The sequence below is a fragment of the Cupriavidus sp. GW822-FHT06G04 genome, assembly GCF_058799075.1.
In genome coordinates this window covers 364,437-379,777 of record NZ_JBXALD010000002.1, presented here as the reverse complement: position 1 = coordinate 379,777, position 15,341 = coordinate 364,437, and the positions used below count along the sequence as shown (strand labels likewise).

Annotated in this window: 9 protein-coding genes; 7 read left to right on the top strand and 2 right to left on the bottom strand. The window is 65.0% G+C overall.

The annotated features are described in order from the left end of the window. Nucleotides 1-133: 133 nt before the first annotated feature. The 3 genes from AC1RKI_RS05730 to bamE all read left to right on the top strand — a co-directional run bounded on the left by AC1RKI_RS05730 (nucleotide 134) and on the right by bamE (nucleotide 6,713). Complete coding sequence (locus tag AC1RKI_RS05730; RefSeq protein ID WP_061952704.1) at nucleotides 134-1,966, top strand: autotransporter assembly complex protein TamA; 1,833 nt, start codon at nucleotides 134-136, stop codon at nucleotides 1,964-1,966. Further along, entirely contained in the window at nucleotides 1,966-6,102 is a 4,137-nt protein-coding gene (locus AC1RKI_RS05725) for a translocation/assembly module TamB domain-containing protein (RefSeq protein ID WP_492794552.1), read from the top strand. Before AC1RKI_RS05730 ends, AC1RKI_RS05725 begins: the two co-directional genes overlap by 1 nt. Before the next feature lie 62 nt (nucleotides 6,103-6,164). Next, nucleotides 6,165-6,713, top strand: a complete 549-nt coding sequence (gene bamE, locus AC1RKI_RS05720) for an outer membrane protein assembly factor BamE domain-containing protein (RefSeq protein WP_150979651.1) — start codon at nucleotides 6,165-6,167, stop codon at nucleotides 6,711-6,713. A gap of 74 nt (nucleotides 6,714-6,787) precedes the next feature. Here bamE and metG read toward each other — a convergent pair whose 3' ends face one another. Together metG and AC1RKI_RS05710 are read right to left on the bottom strand one after the other, a co-directional pair. Then, a complete protein-coding gene (gene metG, locus AC1RKI_RS05715; protein ID WP_061952691.1) occupies nucleotides 6,788-8,851 on the bottom strand; it encodes a methionine--tRNA ligase in 2,064 nt (687 codons plus the stop codon). Between the two features lie 322 nt (nucleotides 8,852-9,173). After that, entirely contained in the window at nucleotides 9,174-9,809 is a 636-nt protein-coding gene (locus tag AC1RKI_RS05710) for a YiaD family glycine zipper/OmpA-like lipoprotein (protein WP_061952689.1), read from the bottom strand. A 365-nt stretch (nucleotides 9,810-10,174) separates the two neighbouring features. Here AC1RKI_RS05710 and apbC point away from each other — a divergent pair, with 365 nt between their 5' ends. The 4 genes from apbC to AC1RKI_RS05690 all read left to right on the top strand — a co-directional run bounded on the left by apbC (nucleotide 10,175) and on the right by AC1RKI_RS05690 (nucleotide 15,293). Further along, complete coding sequence (gene apbC / locus AC1RKI_RS05705) at nucleotides 10,175-11,263, top strand: iron-sulfur cluster carrier protein ApbC (protein WP_061952687.1); 1,089 nt, start codon at nucleotides 10,175-10,177, stop codon at nucleotides 11,261-11,263. Between the two features lie 143 nt (nucleotides 11,264-11,406). Further along, nucleotides 11,407-11,985, top strand: coding sequence for a superoxide dismutase family protein (locus tag AC1RKI_RS05700; RefSeq protein ID WP_492794555.1), 579 nt, complete (start codon nucleotides 11,407-11,409; stop codon nucleotides 11,983-11,985). 302 nt (nucleotides 11,986-12,287) lie between these two features. Beyond that, nucleotides 12,288-12,854: a dCTP deaminase gene (gene dcd, locus AC1RKI_RS05695; RefSeq protein WP_061952683.1), complete on the top strand. Its 567-nt coding sequence runs from the start codon at nucleotides 12,288-12,290 to the stop codon at nucleotides 12,852-12,854. A gap of 174 nt (nucleotides 12,855-13,028) precedes the next feature. After that, nucleotides 13,029-15,293: an Orn/Lys/Arg family decarboxylase gene (locus AC1RKI_RS05690; RefSeq protein ID WP_492794557.1), complete on the top strand. Its 2,265-nt coding sequence runs from the start codon at nucleotides 13,029-13,031 to the stop codon at nucleotides 15,291-15,293. The last annotated feature ends 48 nt before the right edge of the window (nucleotides 15,294-15,341 follow it).

Genomic DNA, 15,341 nt, shown 5'->3' with positions numbered 1-15,341 from the left:
CGGCGAATCCTGAATTTTGCTTGCACGATGGCCTTGGGCCGTCGGTGGTGTGGTCAAATAGCGACTTGATTTTGGACCGCAAGGACGGATGACGATCGCTTTGGACCGCACGGCCGCACAGCTCGGCGCCGCCATGGCACACCGCATCGCGCTGGGTGTCGGACGGCTTGCGCGCGCCGGTCGGTTTGGCGCAGTCCGGGTCGTGGCGATCGCGCTGCTGGTGCCGCTGCTGATCGGCATGCCCGGCGCCCACGCGGCGAAGGCCGCCTACAAGGTCGAGATCGACGCCCCCAAGGCGCTCAAGGACATCCTCGAGGAACATCTCGATCTTGCGCGCTACGCCACGCGGACCGATATGTCCGAAGACCAGTTCCACTACATGGTGGAAACCGTCGGCGATCAGGTGCGCCAGTTCGCGTCGACCGAGGGCTGGTTCGATCCGACCACCAAGGCCACCGTGGAAGGCGAGGGCGCCGATCGCGTGGTGAAGATCGTGGTGGACGCCGGCGCGCGCACGCTGATCCGCCGCGTGGACGTCGGTGTAAGCGGTCCCGCCGCCACGCAGTCCCCCGAACAGGTGGCCGAGATGCGCAAGAAATGGGGGCTGCCCGAAGGCAATCCGTTCCGTCAGGCCGACTGGGACAAGGCCAAGGAAGACGCGCTGGTCCAGTTGCAGAGCAAAAGTTACTACGGCGCCAAACTGGCCTCCTCGCAGGCGCGCGTGGAGCCCGACGAGCGCGCGGCGGACCTGAGCGCAAAGTACGACAGCGGTCCTGCCTATGTGCTGGGGCCGGTCGAGATCGAAGGCACGCGCCGCTATCCGCAACGGATCATCGAGAACGTCAATCCGCTGCGCGAAGGCGAGCCCTATCGCGTGGAGCGGCTGCTCGAATTCCAGCGCGCGATCCAGAATCAGCCCTATTTTTCGAACGTCCAGGTCGATCTCGAGGAGCCGCCGCCCGCCGAGTCGGCCGAGGCCGCGGCGCAGCGGCAGACCGTCACCGCGCCCGTGCGCGTCAAGGTGCGCGAATATCCGACGCATCGGCTCAGTTCCGGCGTTGGCTACACCACCGATACCGGCGCGCAGGTGGAAGGCCGTTATTCGTACTACAACCTGTTCAATCGCGCGTGGGTGTTCGATTCCCAGGCGCGCATCGAGCAGAAGCGCCAGTATGCGTTTGTGGAAACCGCGATGCCGCCCGATTCGCGCACGTTCCGCAACAGCCTCTACAGCAGCTATGAGCGGACCATCGATATCGAAAGCACCGATGTCACGAGCTACCGTGCCGGCCTGAAACGCTCCCGCTCGCGTGAGAAATACGATACGACGGTTTCGCTCGATTTCTACTACGACAAGCTGGTGCCCTACGGGCAGGCAGCGCAGTACTCGAAGGCACTCGTGCCGGCATTTGCGTGGGCGCGGCGCGATGTCGACAACCCGGTGTTCCCGCGCCGCGGCAACGTCATCACCACGCAGATCGGCGTGGCCGGCAAGGGCCTGCTCAGCGATGCCACGTTCCTGCGCCTGTATGGGCGCATTCGGCAGTACGTTCCGGTCGGCAACCGCGACCTGTTCGTCGCGCGGCTGGAGCTTGGCGCCAACATCACGTCGAACGATCCGGCGTTGATTCCGGCGTCGCTGCGCTTTCGCGCCGGCGGCACCGACTCGATCCGCGGCTACAGCTACCAGTCGATCGGCACGCCCAACGGCGCCAGCGTGCTGCCGGCGCGATTCCTGGGCACCGGCAGCCTCGAATACCAGCACTGGTTCAAGCCCGAGTGGGGCGCGGCGGTGTTCTGGGACATGGGCACGGCCAGCAACAACCTCGACGGCGTGAAGATCTATCACGGCGTGGGCGTGGGCGCGCGCTGGCGCAGTCCGGTGGGGCCGGTGCAGCTCGACATCGGCTACGGCATCCAGCAAAAGCAGTTCCGCCCGCATATCTCGCTTGGGGTGGCGTTCTGATGAACATGCCCGATATGCCGCCGATGCCGCGCGAGAGCGGCGACACTCCGCGCCAGCCGCCGCGCAGGCGCCGCCGCGTATGGAAGGCGCTGGCGTGGATTGTCGGCGTGATGCTGGTGCTGGTGATCGCGCTGGTCGTCACGGCCGTGGCCGCGCTGCGCACCGAATCCGGTACGCGGCACCTGTGGAATCTGGCGACGCGGCTGTCGGCCGGCACGCTGGCCGGCAAGCTCGACGGCGGCACCGTCGCCCACGGATTGCGGCTGCGCGATGTGGTGTTCGCCAGCGGCGACACGCATGTGACTATCGATCGCGTCGACGCCCGGTGGCAGATGTCTTGGTCGCCCACGCGGCTGCATGTGGAATGGCTGCGCCTGGGCAAGATCGACGCCAGGCTGCCGGCGTCGCCGCCGAGCACCGAGCCGGCGCGCATGCCGGCGTCGCTGGAGCTGCCGCTGGCCGTCGATGTCGATGTGCTGACGATTGCCGAATTGTCGTGGCTGCAGGGGCCGCCGGCGACCTCGAGTCCGATCGTGCTGTCGGACCTTTCCGGCGCGCTGCACAGCGATGGGCTGCGCCACCGCGTGGTGATCGACAAGCTGGCGACGCCCTACGGCAAGCTGCAGGCCAATGCGCAGATTGCTGGCCAGACGCCGTTTGCCCTGTCGGCAGAGGCATTGCTGGAGGGCCAATGGAAAGATGAGTCGTATGCGGTGTCGGCCACCGCCAGCGGATCGCTCGATGCGCTGCACGCCGCGCTCGAAGCCAACGGCGACCGGATCCGCGCGCGCGCCAATGCCGATGTCACACCGTTCGGCAAGGTGCCGTTCACGCATCTGGTCGTCGACGGTGAACGCATCAATCCGCGCTTGTTCAGCGCGTCGGCGCCCCAGGCCAACCTGACCGTGCACGTCGAATTACGGCCCGTCGAAGCGGTGCCGCCGCCGCCCCGGGTGGCCGCGCCAAAGCCCGGCGAATCGACGGCCAGCGCGGTAGCTGCCGCATCGGCGGCCTCGGCTTCCGCGCCGGTGCCAAAGCCCGCCGCGCCGACGCAGCATCCGCTGGCCGTTGCCGGCGAGGTGATGGTGCGCAACCTCGATCCTGGTCCGATCGACAAGGAGCGCCTGCCCGTACATAGCGTGCAGGCACGCGTCGAATTGAGCGAGATGACCCAGACCGTGCGCGATCTGCGCATCGCCCTGCCGGGCAAGGCGGAGATCGTCGGGCAAGGCACCATGCAAGAAGGTCGCGGCGGATTCGATCTCGACGTGCGCCGCCTCGATGTGGCCGCGCTGTATACGAGTCTGGTGCCGACCAATCTGTCCGGGCCCGTCATCCTGAGGCTGGAACCGGGCCGCCAAAGCGTGGCGCTCGATGTGGCCGGTGGCGAGCTCAAGCTGTTTGCCGACGCCAGTGTCAACCAGGATGCGGTCACGCTGTCGGCACTGCGCGCGGGGCTCGGCAAGGGCACGCTGAATGCCGAAGGCAAGCTCGGGCTCAAGGACCAGCAGGCGTTCGATTTCAAGGGCAAGCTCGCCAACTTCGATCCGTCGCGACTGGCCAAGGTGGCGCCGGGCCGCATCAATGCCGATTTCTCGGCCCGCGGGTCGCTGGCGAAGGTGCTGCGCGTGGCGTTGGACTTCGCGTTGAATGAAAGCGAATACGCCGGATTGCCGATGACCGGCAACGGCAAGGTGCGCGTGGAGGGCGAGCGCCTGATGCCTAGCGAGGCGTCGCTGCTGATGGCGGGCAACCAGGTGAACCTGAAAGGCAGTTTTGGCGCGCGCGGCGATCGCCTCAAGGTGAACATCGACGCGCCGCAACTGGATCGGCTCAAATTCGGTGTGGGCGGTCGCGCCCGCGTCGATGCCGAGATTTCCGGCACGCTCAAGCGGCCCGAGGTGGTTGGCGACTACGCCGCGCAGGCGCTGGTGATCGGCCCGCACAAGGTGGCCAGCGCGTCCGGCCATGCGGAGCTGCGCGGCGGGCTGGACGGCACGCTGTCGGCGCAACTGTCGGCGCGCGACTACCAGGGGCCGCAGGCCAGCATCCGCACGCTCGATGCGACCTTGGCCGGCACGCAGGCCAATCACACCTTCGATGCCAAGGCGGCGGGCACCATGAACGGCCGGCCGTTGCAACTGGCGCTGGCAGGTCAGGGCGCGTGGCGCGGCGAGCAGGGCTGGAGCGGCACCATCCGCACGCTGGAAGAGCGCAGCACGGTGAATCTGCGGCTGGCCGCGCCGACGACGCTCACGGTAGCCAACCAGCGCATCCAGCTGGGCCAGGCGCGAATCGTGTTCGACCGCGCGAACATGACCATCGACGGCTTCGATTTCGATCACGGTCGCATCCGCACACAGGGCAATTTCAGCGGCGTACAGGTGCTGCATATCCTCGAATTGATGGAAACCGTGACCGGCGAGAAGCAGCCGGTGCGTTCCGATCTGGTGCTCGACGGCAACTGGAACCTGAATCTCGCTGAGACGGCAAGCGGGTTTGCCGAGATCCGCCGCCGCAGCGGGGACGCCTCGGTCAACGCCGGGCGCGGCTGGACCTCGCTCGGCCTGGGCGACACCCGGCTGCGCGCCGAGTTCAGCGGCAATCGTGTCACGCTGCGCGGCGGCACGTCGGCACAGCGGATCGGCAAGCTGGCAATCGATGCCTCGGCTGGGCTGATCAGTGAACAGGGCCTGCTGACGGTCGGGCCGGCGTCGACGCTAGGCGGCACCTTCAGCGCCGACATCCCGCAGTTGAAAGCGCTGGAAGCGCTGAGCGGGCCGCAATACGCGCTGGAAGGCAGGCTCGCGGCCCAGTTGCAGCTTGGCGGCACCGTTGGCAATCCGCTGCTGACCGGATCGATCGATGGCAGCGGCATCGGCGTCACGCTGTTCGACCTGGGCATTCGCCTGACCGACGGCGTGGTGCAGGTGGCGCTCGACCAGAACACCGTGGAACTGAAGCAGGTGCGCTTCCGCGGCGGCGATGGCACGCTGACGGCCACCGGTGCGGTCAAGCTTGGCGAGACCGATCCCAACATCACCGGCAAGATCGTGGCCGACAAGCTGCAATTGTTCGCGAGCCCCGAGCGCACGCTGGTGGTATCGGGCGAGGCCGGCATCGCCAACGAAAACCGCCAGATCGCCATCCGCGGCAAGTTCCGCGTCGATCGCGGCCTGTTCGATCTGCCCAAGGCCGGCGCGCCGGTGCTGGGCGACGACGTGGTGGTGGTACGCCGCAGCGACCAGCGCGAGGTCAAGACGGCGGCCACGCCCGTGGTGCCGGAATCCAAGCCGGCGAGCCGCTTCAGCCCGCTGATCGACGTCACGATCGACCTCGGCGACAACTTCCGCTTCCGCGGCGCGGGCGCCGATATCCTGTTGGCGGGCCAGCTCGGCATCAAGAGCGAGCCGCTGTCGCCGATGCGCGCGACGGGCACGGTGCGGGTGGTCGATGGCACCTACGAAGCGTTCGGCCGCAAGCTCGAGATCGAACGCGGCGTGATCAACTTCAACGGCCCGGTCGACAATCCCAACATGAATATCCGCGCCATGCGCCGCAATCAGGAAGTGGAAGCCGGCGTGGAAGTGACCGGCACCGTGCGGTTGCCGCGCGTGCGGCTGGTGTCGGAGCCGAACGTGCCCGATGAGGACAAGCTGTCGTGGCTGATGTTCGGTTATGGCGCCGAAAGCGCCGGATCGAGCCAGCAGCGCCAGCTCAGCGCAGGCGCGCTCGGCGGCGCGGCGCTGGGCATGATCGGCGGCAAGGCCGGCAAGAGCGTGGTGTCCCATTTCGGCATCGACGAGTTTTCGATCGGTCCCAGTACGGCGGGCCTGAATGACCAGCAGGTGGTCAGCATCGGCAAGGCCGTGTCGGACAAGATTTCCGTGGGCTACGAGCAAAGCCTGACGTCGGCATCGAACGTGGTGAAACTGACCTATGCGTTCTCGCGGCGCTGGTCGTTGATTGCCAAGGGCGGGTCGATCAACGGGCTTTCCGTGCTGTTCAACCGCCGATTCAACAACTGGAGTACGCTGTTTTCCAGCGGCCCGAACCGGCGTGCAAGCGACGGCGCTGGCGCAACCGCCGATGCCAGCGCGCCGGCCGGCGATCCGGTGGAGGCCATCAAGCGATGAAACCGATGTCGAACCGATTCAACCTGCGATTTACGGAAGCGTCCAGGAGACGCCTTGCTGCCATGGGAATGCTTGCAAGCCTGCTTGCGCTGTTCGGATGCGATCAGCAGAAAGTGGACGAAGCCATGAAGAAGGCCGGCAACGTCGCGCGCGATACGTGGAACAGCGTGAAGCCGGACAGCCAGTTGTTCAAGGGCATCGAGATCGGCAAGTCCACCGAGGACGATGTGCGACGCCAGGCGGGCAAGCCGGAAATCGTCTGGGAAGAGCCGGACGGCGGCCGGCGGCTCGAATATCCGCGCGGGCCGGAGGGCGCCACTACGTGGATGGTGACGACCAATGCGGACGGCACGGTGCGGACGATCGAGCAGGTGCTGACGGCCGAGAGCTTCGCCAAGGTGCGTCCGGGCATGAACAAGGACCAGATCCGCCGCATGCTGGGCAAGCCCACCAAGGTGGAAGCGTTCCGGCTCAAGCAGGAAGAGGTGTGGGGCTATCGCTGGTTCGAAAGCCCGACCGACCGGGCCTTTTTCAACGTGCATTTCAACAACGAAGGCATCGTCACGACCACGTCGCGCAGCGACGATCCGTCGAAACGGCAGGGCGGCTAGCCCCGCGGCGACGCATAAAAAACGCCGGCGGCCATTGAGGCCCCGGCGTTTTTTGTGGGCGCAGGACGCTGCGATCAGCGGATGCGCATGCCCGGCACCGCACCGCTGTGCGGCTCCAGGATGTAGAGGCCCGGGTTGGCCTTTTCATCGGCGGCCGACGCGGCCAGCACCATGCCTTCGGACATGCCGAACTTCATCTTGCGCGGCGCCAGGTTGGCCACCACCACGGTCAGCTTGCCGACCAGCTGTTCGGGCGAGTAGGCCGACTGGATGCCCGAGAACACGTTGCGCGTCTTGCCTTCGCCCAGATCGAGCGTCAGTTGCAGCAGCTTGTTCGAGCCTTCCACCTTGTTGCAGGCGACGATCTTCGCCACGCGCAGGTCGATCTTCGCAAAGTCGTCGATCGTGATGGTTTCGCCGATCGGCTCGATCGATGCAGCCGCGCTGTCGCCGGCGGGCGCGGCGGCTTGCAGCGATTCCTTGTTGGCGGCCAGCAGCGCGTCGATCTGCTTGGTGTCCACGCGCGTCATCAAGTGCTGGTACGGCTGGATCGGACGGTCGGCGGACAGCTGGCGGTCGATGGCGCGCCAGTCGAACGGATCGACATTGAGGAAGCGCTCCACGCCGGCCGCAAGCTCCGGTACGACCGGCTTCAGGTAGACGGTCAGCAGGCGGAACGCCTCGAGCGAAACCGAGCACGCCGCGTGCAGCGCATCGCGCTTGCTTTCGTCCTTGGCCAGTTCCCAGGGCTTGTTGGTATCGACAAACGCGTTCACCGTGTCGGTCAGCTCCATCACCAGGCGCAGCGCCTTGCTGTATTCGCGGCCTTCGTAGAACGCGGCCACCTGCGGCGCGGCCTGGCGCAGTTGCTCCAGCAGCGGATGTGCCAGCGCCGCCTCGTTGACCTTGCCGTCGAAGCGCTTGACCAAAAAGCCCGCGGCGCGGCTGGCGATGTTCACATACTTGCCGATCAGGTCGCTGTTCACGCGGGCGACAAAGTCGTCCAGGTTCAGGTCCAGATCTTCCATGCTCGCATTGAGCTTGGCCGCGAAGTAGTAGCGCAGCCATTCCGGATTCATGCCGGTGTCGATATAGCTCTGCGCGGTGATGAACGTGCCGCGCGACTTGCTCATCTTGGCGCCGTCGACGGTCAGGAAGCCGTGCGCAAACACGTTGGTGGGCGTGCGGTAGCCCGAGAACTTCAGCATCGCCGGCCAGAACAGCGTGTGGAAGTACAGGATGTCCTTGCCGATGAAGTGGTACTGCTCGGCGGTCGAATGCGGGCCTACCCAGGCGTCGAAATCGATGCCGCGCTTGGCCGCGAGGTTCTTGAAACTGGCGTAGTAGCCGATCGGCGCGTCGAGCCAGACATAGAAATACTTGCCCGGCGCGCCCGGGATCTCGAAGCCGAAGTACGGCGCATCGCGCGAGATGTCCCAGTCGGACAGCGTCGACGCTTCGCCCTCGGCGCCGAGCCATTCCTGCATCTTGTTGCTGGCTTCGGGCTGCGCCAGATCGCCGACCCATTCGCGCAGGAACGTTTCGCAGCGCGGATCGGACAGCTTGAAGAAGAAGTGCGTCGACGACTTGCGCACCGGCGTGGCGCCGGACACTACCGAATACGGGTTCTTCAGGTCGGTCGGCACGTAGGTGGTGCCGCACACTTCACACGAATCGCCGTACTGGTCCTTGGCGCCGCACTTCGGGCATTCGCCCTTGATGAAGCGGTCCGGCAGGAACATGTTCTTGACCGGATCGTAGAACTGTTCGACGTCGCGCTCGGCAATCAGGTCCTGATCCTTGAGCGCGAGGTAGATTTTTTCGCAGAGTTCGCGGTTTTCCTCGGCGTCGGTGCTGTAGTAGTTGTCGAAAGACACCAGAAAGCTGTCGAAATCGCGCTTGTGCTCGGTCCAGACACGGTCGATCAGTTGCTTCGGGGTGATGCCTTCCTTTTCCGCCCGCAGCATCACAGGCGTGCCATGGGTATCGTCAGCGCCGACGTAGTAGACCTCGTTGCCCATCATTCGCTGAAAACGAACCCAGATGTCGGTCTGGATGTATTCCACCAGATGGCCGATGTGGATCTGTCCGTTGGCGTACGGCAGGGCGGAGGTAACAAGAATGCGGCGTGCGGTCATGAAAAGAGCCGTTCAGAGGGTGGAATGCGGGCGGCGGCGGCGGCCGGCGCCAGGGGGAAACGGCTATTTTAGCAAGTGCACTCGCTGAGTGCTCGATTCGGGACCGAATGGGCCGCAATGTCGTCGAATTGGCGGCACGAAGCGTGCGATCGACGATCGATCGGAGGCAATTTGATGCAAATCGGCCAAAAAAAAGCGCCGGTTGGACACCGGCGCAGCTTTCCACAACGGAAAAGGAGGAGAAATCAGGCACCGCCCGGGAGGTCAGCCACCTATCGCGAGCCAGCAACGGTGGCAAGCGGTACCTGAACTCTATGACTGATCACCCCGAAATTGGTTTCAAGAAAATTTCAACGCGACGATTTTGGGCGCGTCCGGCCTCGGTGGCGTTGTCCGCCACGGGCTGCGTCTGGCCCCGGCCCTCGGCGCTCAGGCGGTTGCGTGCCACGCCGCGGTCACCCAGGTAACCGGCCACGCTCTGGGCGCGGCGCTGCGACAGTTGCATGTTGTAGCTCGGGTTGCCGGTGCTGTCGGTATGGCCCACCACGTTGGCCGAGACGTCCTGGTGCTGGCCCAGCGTCTGGGCGACTTGATCCAGCACGGTGCGGAACGACGGCTTGATCGTGGCGCTGTCGGTATCGAAAGTCACCTGGCTCGGGATGTTGACCTTGAGCGAGCCGTCCGGCTGCTCGGTGATCTGCGTGCCGGTGCCCGCCGTGTCCTTGTTCAGCTTGCCCCGGATCGCGTTCCAGTTGTAGCCGGCAGTGCCGCCCAGCGCGCCGCCCACGGCCGCGCCGACCAGCGTGCCAGTGGTGTTACCGCCGATCAGGTTGCCAAGACCTGCGCCGACCGCCGCGCCAACGCCGGTACCGACTGCGGTATGGGTTTGCTGTTCGGTGGCGCAACCGGCCAGGGCCGCTGCGGCCACGATCGAGACGGTGACGAGCTTGAAGTTCATGCTTTCTCCTTGCGGTGAGACCCGTAAATGTTTTGCCAACGGCATGTCGCATGGTAACGCCAGCCGCACGTTGGCGGACAAGCTGCGACAAAGTTTCATGGTTACGTCTGAAAACGCTAAGTTCGACCCGTCAGATGACAGTTGCGACGACAGGTCGTCCGCGCTTGGCGCACTACAATATGGATATGGCGCTACGCGCACAAGCGCAAGAATGTGAGAAATGTAAATGTCTGTAATCACCCACTTGGCGTGGGGGCATCGGCCGCGAAGGCGGCGCACGGCGCGCCCGGCCTGCTACTGTGTTCGGACTTTGCTACATTACGCGCCTTGTCATCCCACACCCATTTCCGAAAGCGGAGTCTGTCTTGAGCCTCACCATTGAACAGGTAACCGAAGTCCTGCGCACCGTGATCGATCCCAACACGGGCAAGGACCTCGTGTCCACGCGCTCGGCGCGCAACGTGCGTGTGGACGGCGGTAACGTTTCCGTCGAAGTGGAGCTTGGTTATCCTGGCAAGAGCCAGTTTGACCTGATCCGCAACCTCGTGATCGACGCCGTGCGTCCGCTGGCGGGCGTGACCAACGTCAGCGTGGCCGTGACGATGAAGATCGTCGCTCACGCCGTGCAACGGGGCGTCAAGCTGCTGCCGGGCGTGCGCAACGTGATCGCCGTGGCGTCGGGCAAGGGCGGGGTCGGCAAGTCCACCACCGCGGTGAACCTGGCCCTGGCGCTGGCTGCCGAGGGCGCGCGCGTCGGCATGCTCGACGCCGACATCTACGGGCCGAGCCTGCCGATGATGCTTGGCATCAGCGGTCGTCCGGAGTCGACCGACGGCCAGACCATGGCGCCGCTGGAAGGCCACGGCCTGCAGGCCAATTCGATCGGCTTCCTGATCGAGCAGGACAACCCGATGGTGTGGCGCGGGCCGATGGTGACGTCGGCACTGGAACAACTGCTGCGCCAGACCAACTGGAACGACCTCGACTACCTGATCGTCGACATGCCGCCGGGCACCGGCGACATCCAGCTGACGCTATCGCAGAAGGTGCCGGTCACGGGCGCCGTGATCGTGACCACGCCACAGGACATCGCGCTGCTCGACGCGCGCAAGGGCCTGAAAATGTTCGAAAAGGTCGGCATCCCGATCCTCGGCATCGTCGAGAACATGGCCGTCTATTGCTGCCCGAACTGCGGCCATACCGAGCATATCTTCGGCGCCGGTGGGGCGCAGAAGATGAGCGCCGACTACCATGTGGACGTGTTGGGCAGCTTGCCGCTGAACCTGTCGATCCGCGAGCAGGCCGATTCCGGCCGGCCCACCGTGGTGGCCGATCCCGACGGCCCGATCGCCGCGATCTACCGCGAGATGGCGCGCAAGGTGGCGATCAAGGTCGCCGACAAGGCGCGCGACATGACCAACAAATTCCCGAGCATCGTGGTCCAGAACACCTGAGCCGGCGAAAAATCCGCACCTGTCCGACATTGCCGCAGTCGACACCTGACCTACAATCCCCACGGCAGGCGTCGCATTCACTCGCGTTCGCCGGCGCTCATCGAGCTGCGCCGGCGCTCACAAGCAAAAAAGGGAGGAATGGCATGAAACGTGTAACTTTCGGCCTGGCGGCCGTGGCAATGGGCGCCGCGGTCCTGACGGCGGGATGCGCGAACTGGGGCAAGCAGACAACCAGCGAGGCACCGGCCGGCGCCACGATGGCTGCCTCCGGCGCGACCAGGGCCACGGCTACGCTGGCGCCCAAGAGCGGGACCAGCACCGCGGGGCGCGTCACGTTCGAACAGCAATCGGGCGGCGTCATGGTGGTGGTTGCGGTTACCGGGCTGCCGCCGGGCACCCAGCATGGTTTCCACATCCATGAGAAGGGCGATTGCTCGGCCCCCGACGCGATGAGCGCGGGCGGTCATTTCAACCCGAGCGGCCGGCCGCATGGCCAGATGTCGATGCCGGACCACCATGCCGGCGACATGAACAACCTGACCGCCGATTCGGCCGGCAACGCGCGCGCGCAGTTCGTGATGCCGGACGTCACCGTCGGGCCGGGGGCGAGCAGCGTGGTGGGCCGCGCCGTGGTGGTTCACAAGGATCCGGACGACTATCGCACCCAGCCGACCGGCAATTCCGGCGGACGCATCGCCTGCGGCGTGATCGCCGCGTCGTAGTCGGTTCCTGCGGGCCGGGCTGTTGAGGCCGATGGAACAGCGGGAGCGAGCGCGCCGGGTCGATGCCTGCGCGCCGCCCCGATACTTGGCCGGCAGCGTGTCCCGCATCCGGCAACGGATTGCGCCCCAGATCCCGCATCGAATCCCAGGCCGCCACCCGCTTGTCCACCCGCCATCCCGCACCGCGGCAACCACGCCGCCGACGGGCGCGGGCGCCGCGCGGATTGGTTGTACAATGCGCCCCAATCAAGCGGCGCGCCCGGTATGGCCGGCCAGCCGTCCGTCCATACTGCCACTCCTATATGAGCATCAAATCCGACAAGTGGATCCGCCGCATGGCGGAGCAGCACGGCATGATCGAACCGTTCGAGCCCGGCCAGGTACGGGAATCGGATGGCCGCAAGATCGTCTCGTATGGCACGTCGAGCTACGGCTACGATATCCGCTGCGCCGACGAATTCAAGATCTTCACGAATATCAACAGCACGATTGTCGATCCGAAGAATTTCGACGAGAAGTCGTTTGTCGATTTCAAGGGCGACGTCTGCATCATTCCGCCGAACTCGTTCGCGCTGGCCCGCACGATGGAGTACTTCCGTATTCCGCGCAGCGTGCTGACGATCTGCCTGGGCAAGAGCACCTACGCCCGTTGCGGCATCATCGTCAACGTGACGCCGTTCGAGCCCGAGTGGGAAGGCTACGTCACGCTGGAGTTTTCGAACACCACGCCGCTGCCCGCCAAGATCTACGCCGGCGAGGGCTGCGCGCAGGTGCTGTTCTTCGAGAGCGACGAGATCTGCGAAACCTCTTACGCGGACCGTGGCGGCAAGTACCAGGGCCAGCACGGCGTCACGCTGCCCAAGACCTGACGATCTGTCATCGTCTCGCATTAGAATGCCGGCGTCTCAAGCACGCCGGCGGCGCGCCGGGGCCGACCCGGTCCGCGCCAGACCTGACGAACGAGCCACATGCCGCCGCTGCGGGGAACCTTCCGCCGGCCATGTGGCTCAAGTCTTTCCAAGCCTTCTCATCAAGGATGCCCGATGAAATTCCGCTTCCCTGTCATCATCATCGATGAAGACTTCCGCTCCGAGAACATTTCCGGCTCGGGCATTCGCGCGCTGGCCGAGGCCATCGAGCGCGAAGGCATGGAAGTGATGGGCCTGACCAGCTACGGCGATCTGACGTCGTTCGCCCAGCAGTCCAGCCGGGCCTCGACGTTCATTGTGTCGATCGACGACGACGAATTCGTGCGCGCCGACGACCAGCCCGAGGCAGCCGCCATCGAGAAACTGCGCGCGTTCGTCAACGAAGTGCGCCGCCGCAACTCGGATCTGCCGATCTTCCTGTACGGGGAGACGCGCACCTCGCGCCATATCCCGAACGACATCCTGCGCGAGCTGCACGGTTTCATCCACATGTTCGAGGACACGCCGGAATTTGTGGCGCGCCACATCATCCGCGAAGCCCGCGTCTATCTCGATTCGCTTGCGCCGCCGTTCTTCAAGGCGCTGATCGACTACGCGCAGGACAGCTCGTATTCGTGGCACTGCCCCGGCCACTCGGGCGGCGTGGCGTTCCTGAAGAGCCCGGTCGGACAGGTATTCCACCAGTTCTTCGGCGAAAACATGTTGCGCGCCGACGTCTGCAATGCGGTCGAGGAACTTGGCCAACTGCTGGACCATACCGGGCCGGTGGCCGCGTCGGAGCGCAACGCGGCGCGCATCTTCAATTCGGACCACATGTTCTTCGTGACCAACGGCACGTCGACGTCGAACAAGATGGTCTGGCACGCCAACGTGGCGCCGGGCGATATTGTGGTGGTGGACCGCAACTGCCACAAGTCGATCCTGCACGCGATCATGATGACCGGCGCGATTCCCGTGTTCCTGATGCCGACGCGCAACCACTACGGCATCATCGGTCCGATCCCCAAGAGCGAATTCGATCCCGACACGATCCGCAGGAAGATCGCCGCGCATCCGTTCGCCAGCAAGGCGAAGAACCAGAAGCCGCGCATCCTGACGATTACGCAGGGCACCTACGACGGCGTGCTCTACAACGCCGAGCAGATCAAGGAAATGCTCGCGTCCGAAATCGACACGCTGCACTTCGATGAAGCATGGCTGCCGCACGCGGCGTTCCACGATTTCTATCGCAACATGCACGCGATCGGCCGTGATCGCCCGCGCAGCAAGGATGCGCTGGTGTTCGCCACGCAATCGACGCACAAGCTGCTGGCCGGCTTGTCGCAGGCGTCGCAGATTCTTGTGCAGGATTCCGAGACGCGCAAGCTGGATCGCTATCGTTTCAACGAGGCGTACCTGATGCACACCTCGACCAGCCCGCAGTACTCGATCATCGCCTCGTGCGACGTGGCCGCCGCGATGATGGAAGCCCCGGGCGGCACCGCGCTGGTCGAGGAAAGCATCCAGGAAGCGCTCGATTTCCGCCGCGCGGTGCGCAAGGTGGAAGCCGACTACGATGTGGCCAACAACGGCGACTGGTGGTTCAAGGTGTGGGGTCCGGACACGCTGGCCGAAGACGGCATGGGCGAGCGCGAGGACTGGATGCTCAAGGCCAACGAGCGCTGGCACGGCTTTGGCGATCTCGCCGACGGCTTCAACCTGCTGGACCCGATCAAGGCGACGCTGATCACGCCGGGACTCGACGTGGATGGCGAGTTCAGCGAACGCGGCATTCCGGCGGCCATCGTCACCAAATACCTGGCCGAGCACGGCATCATCATCGAGAAGACGGGCCTCTACTCGTTCTTCATCATGTTCACCATCGGCATCACCAAGGGCCGCTGGAATTCGCTGGTGACCGAGCTGCAGCAGTTCAAGGACGATTACGACCAGAACCAGCCGCTATGGCGCGTGCTGCCGGAATTCGTCGCCAAGTATCCGCAATACGAACGCATGGGCCTGCGCGATCTTTGCGATGCGATCCACAGCGTCTACAAGGCCAACGATGTGGCGCGCGTGACCACGGAGATGTATCTGTCCGACATGGAGCCGGCGATGAAGCCGTCCGATGCTTGGGCAATGATGGCGCACCGCGAGATCGAGCGCGTGCCCGTGGACGAACTGGAAGGCCGCGTCACCGCGATCCTGCTCACGCCGTATCCGCCGGGCATTCCGCTGCTGATTCCGGGCGAACGCTTCAACCGCACGATCGTGCAGTACCTGAAGTTCGCGCGCGAATTCAACAAGCTGTTCCCGGGCTTCGAGACCGACATCCACGGCCTGGTGGAAGACGAGATCGACGGCCAGTCGGCGTATTTCGTGGACTGCGTGAAGCAATAAACGGCGAGGGCGGCGTGCGGTGAATCCGCACCTCGCCGCGCATGGCAG

Coding starts and splice junctions, on each gene's coding strand:
- AC1RKI_RS05730 (WP_061952704.1), top strand. CDS start 134: ATGGCACACCGCATCGCGCTGGGTGTCGGACGGCTTGCGCGCGCCGGT.
- AC1RKI_RS05710 (WP_061952689.1), bottom strand. CDS start 9,809: ATGAACTTCAAGCTCGTCACCGTCTCGATCGTGGCCGCAGCGGCCCTG.
- AC1RKI_RS05700 (WP_492794555.1), top strand. CDS start 11,407: ATGAAACGTGTAACTTTCGGCCTGGCGGCCGTGGCAATGGGCGCCGCG.
- AC1RKI_RS05690 (WP_492794557.1), top strand. CDS start 13,029: ATGAAATTCCGCTTCCCTGTCATCATCATCGATGAAGACTTCCGCTCC.
- bamE (WP_150979651.1), top strand. CDS start 6,165: ATGGGAATGCTTGCAAGCCTGCTTGCGCTGTTCGGATGCGATCAGCAG.
- metG (WP_061952691.1), bottom strand. CDS start 8,851: ATGACCGCACGCCGCATTCTTGTTACCTCCGCCCTGCCGTACGCCAAC.
- AC1RKI_RS05725 (WP_492794552.1), top strand. CDS start 1,966: ATGAACATGCCCGATATGCCGCCGATGCCGCGCGAGAGCGGCGACACT.
- dcd (WP_061952683.1), top strand. CDS start 12,288: ATGAGCATCAAATCCGACAAGTGGATCCGCCGCATGGCGGAGCAGCAC.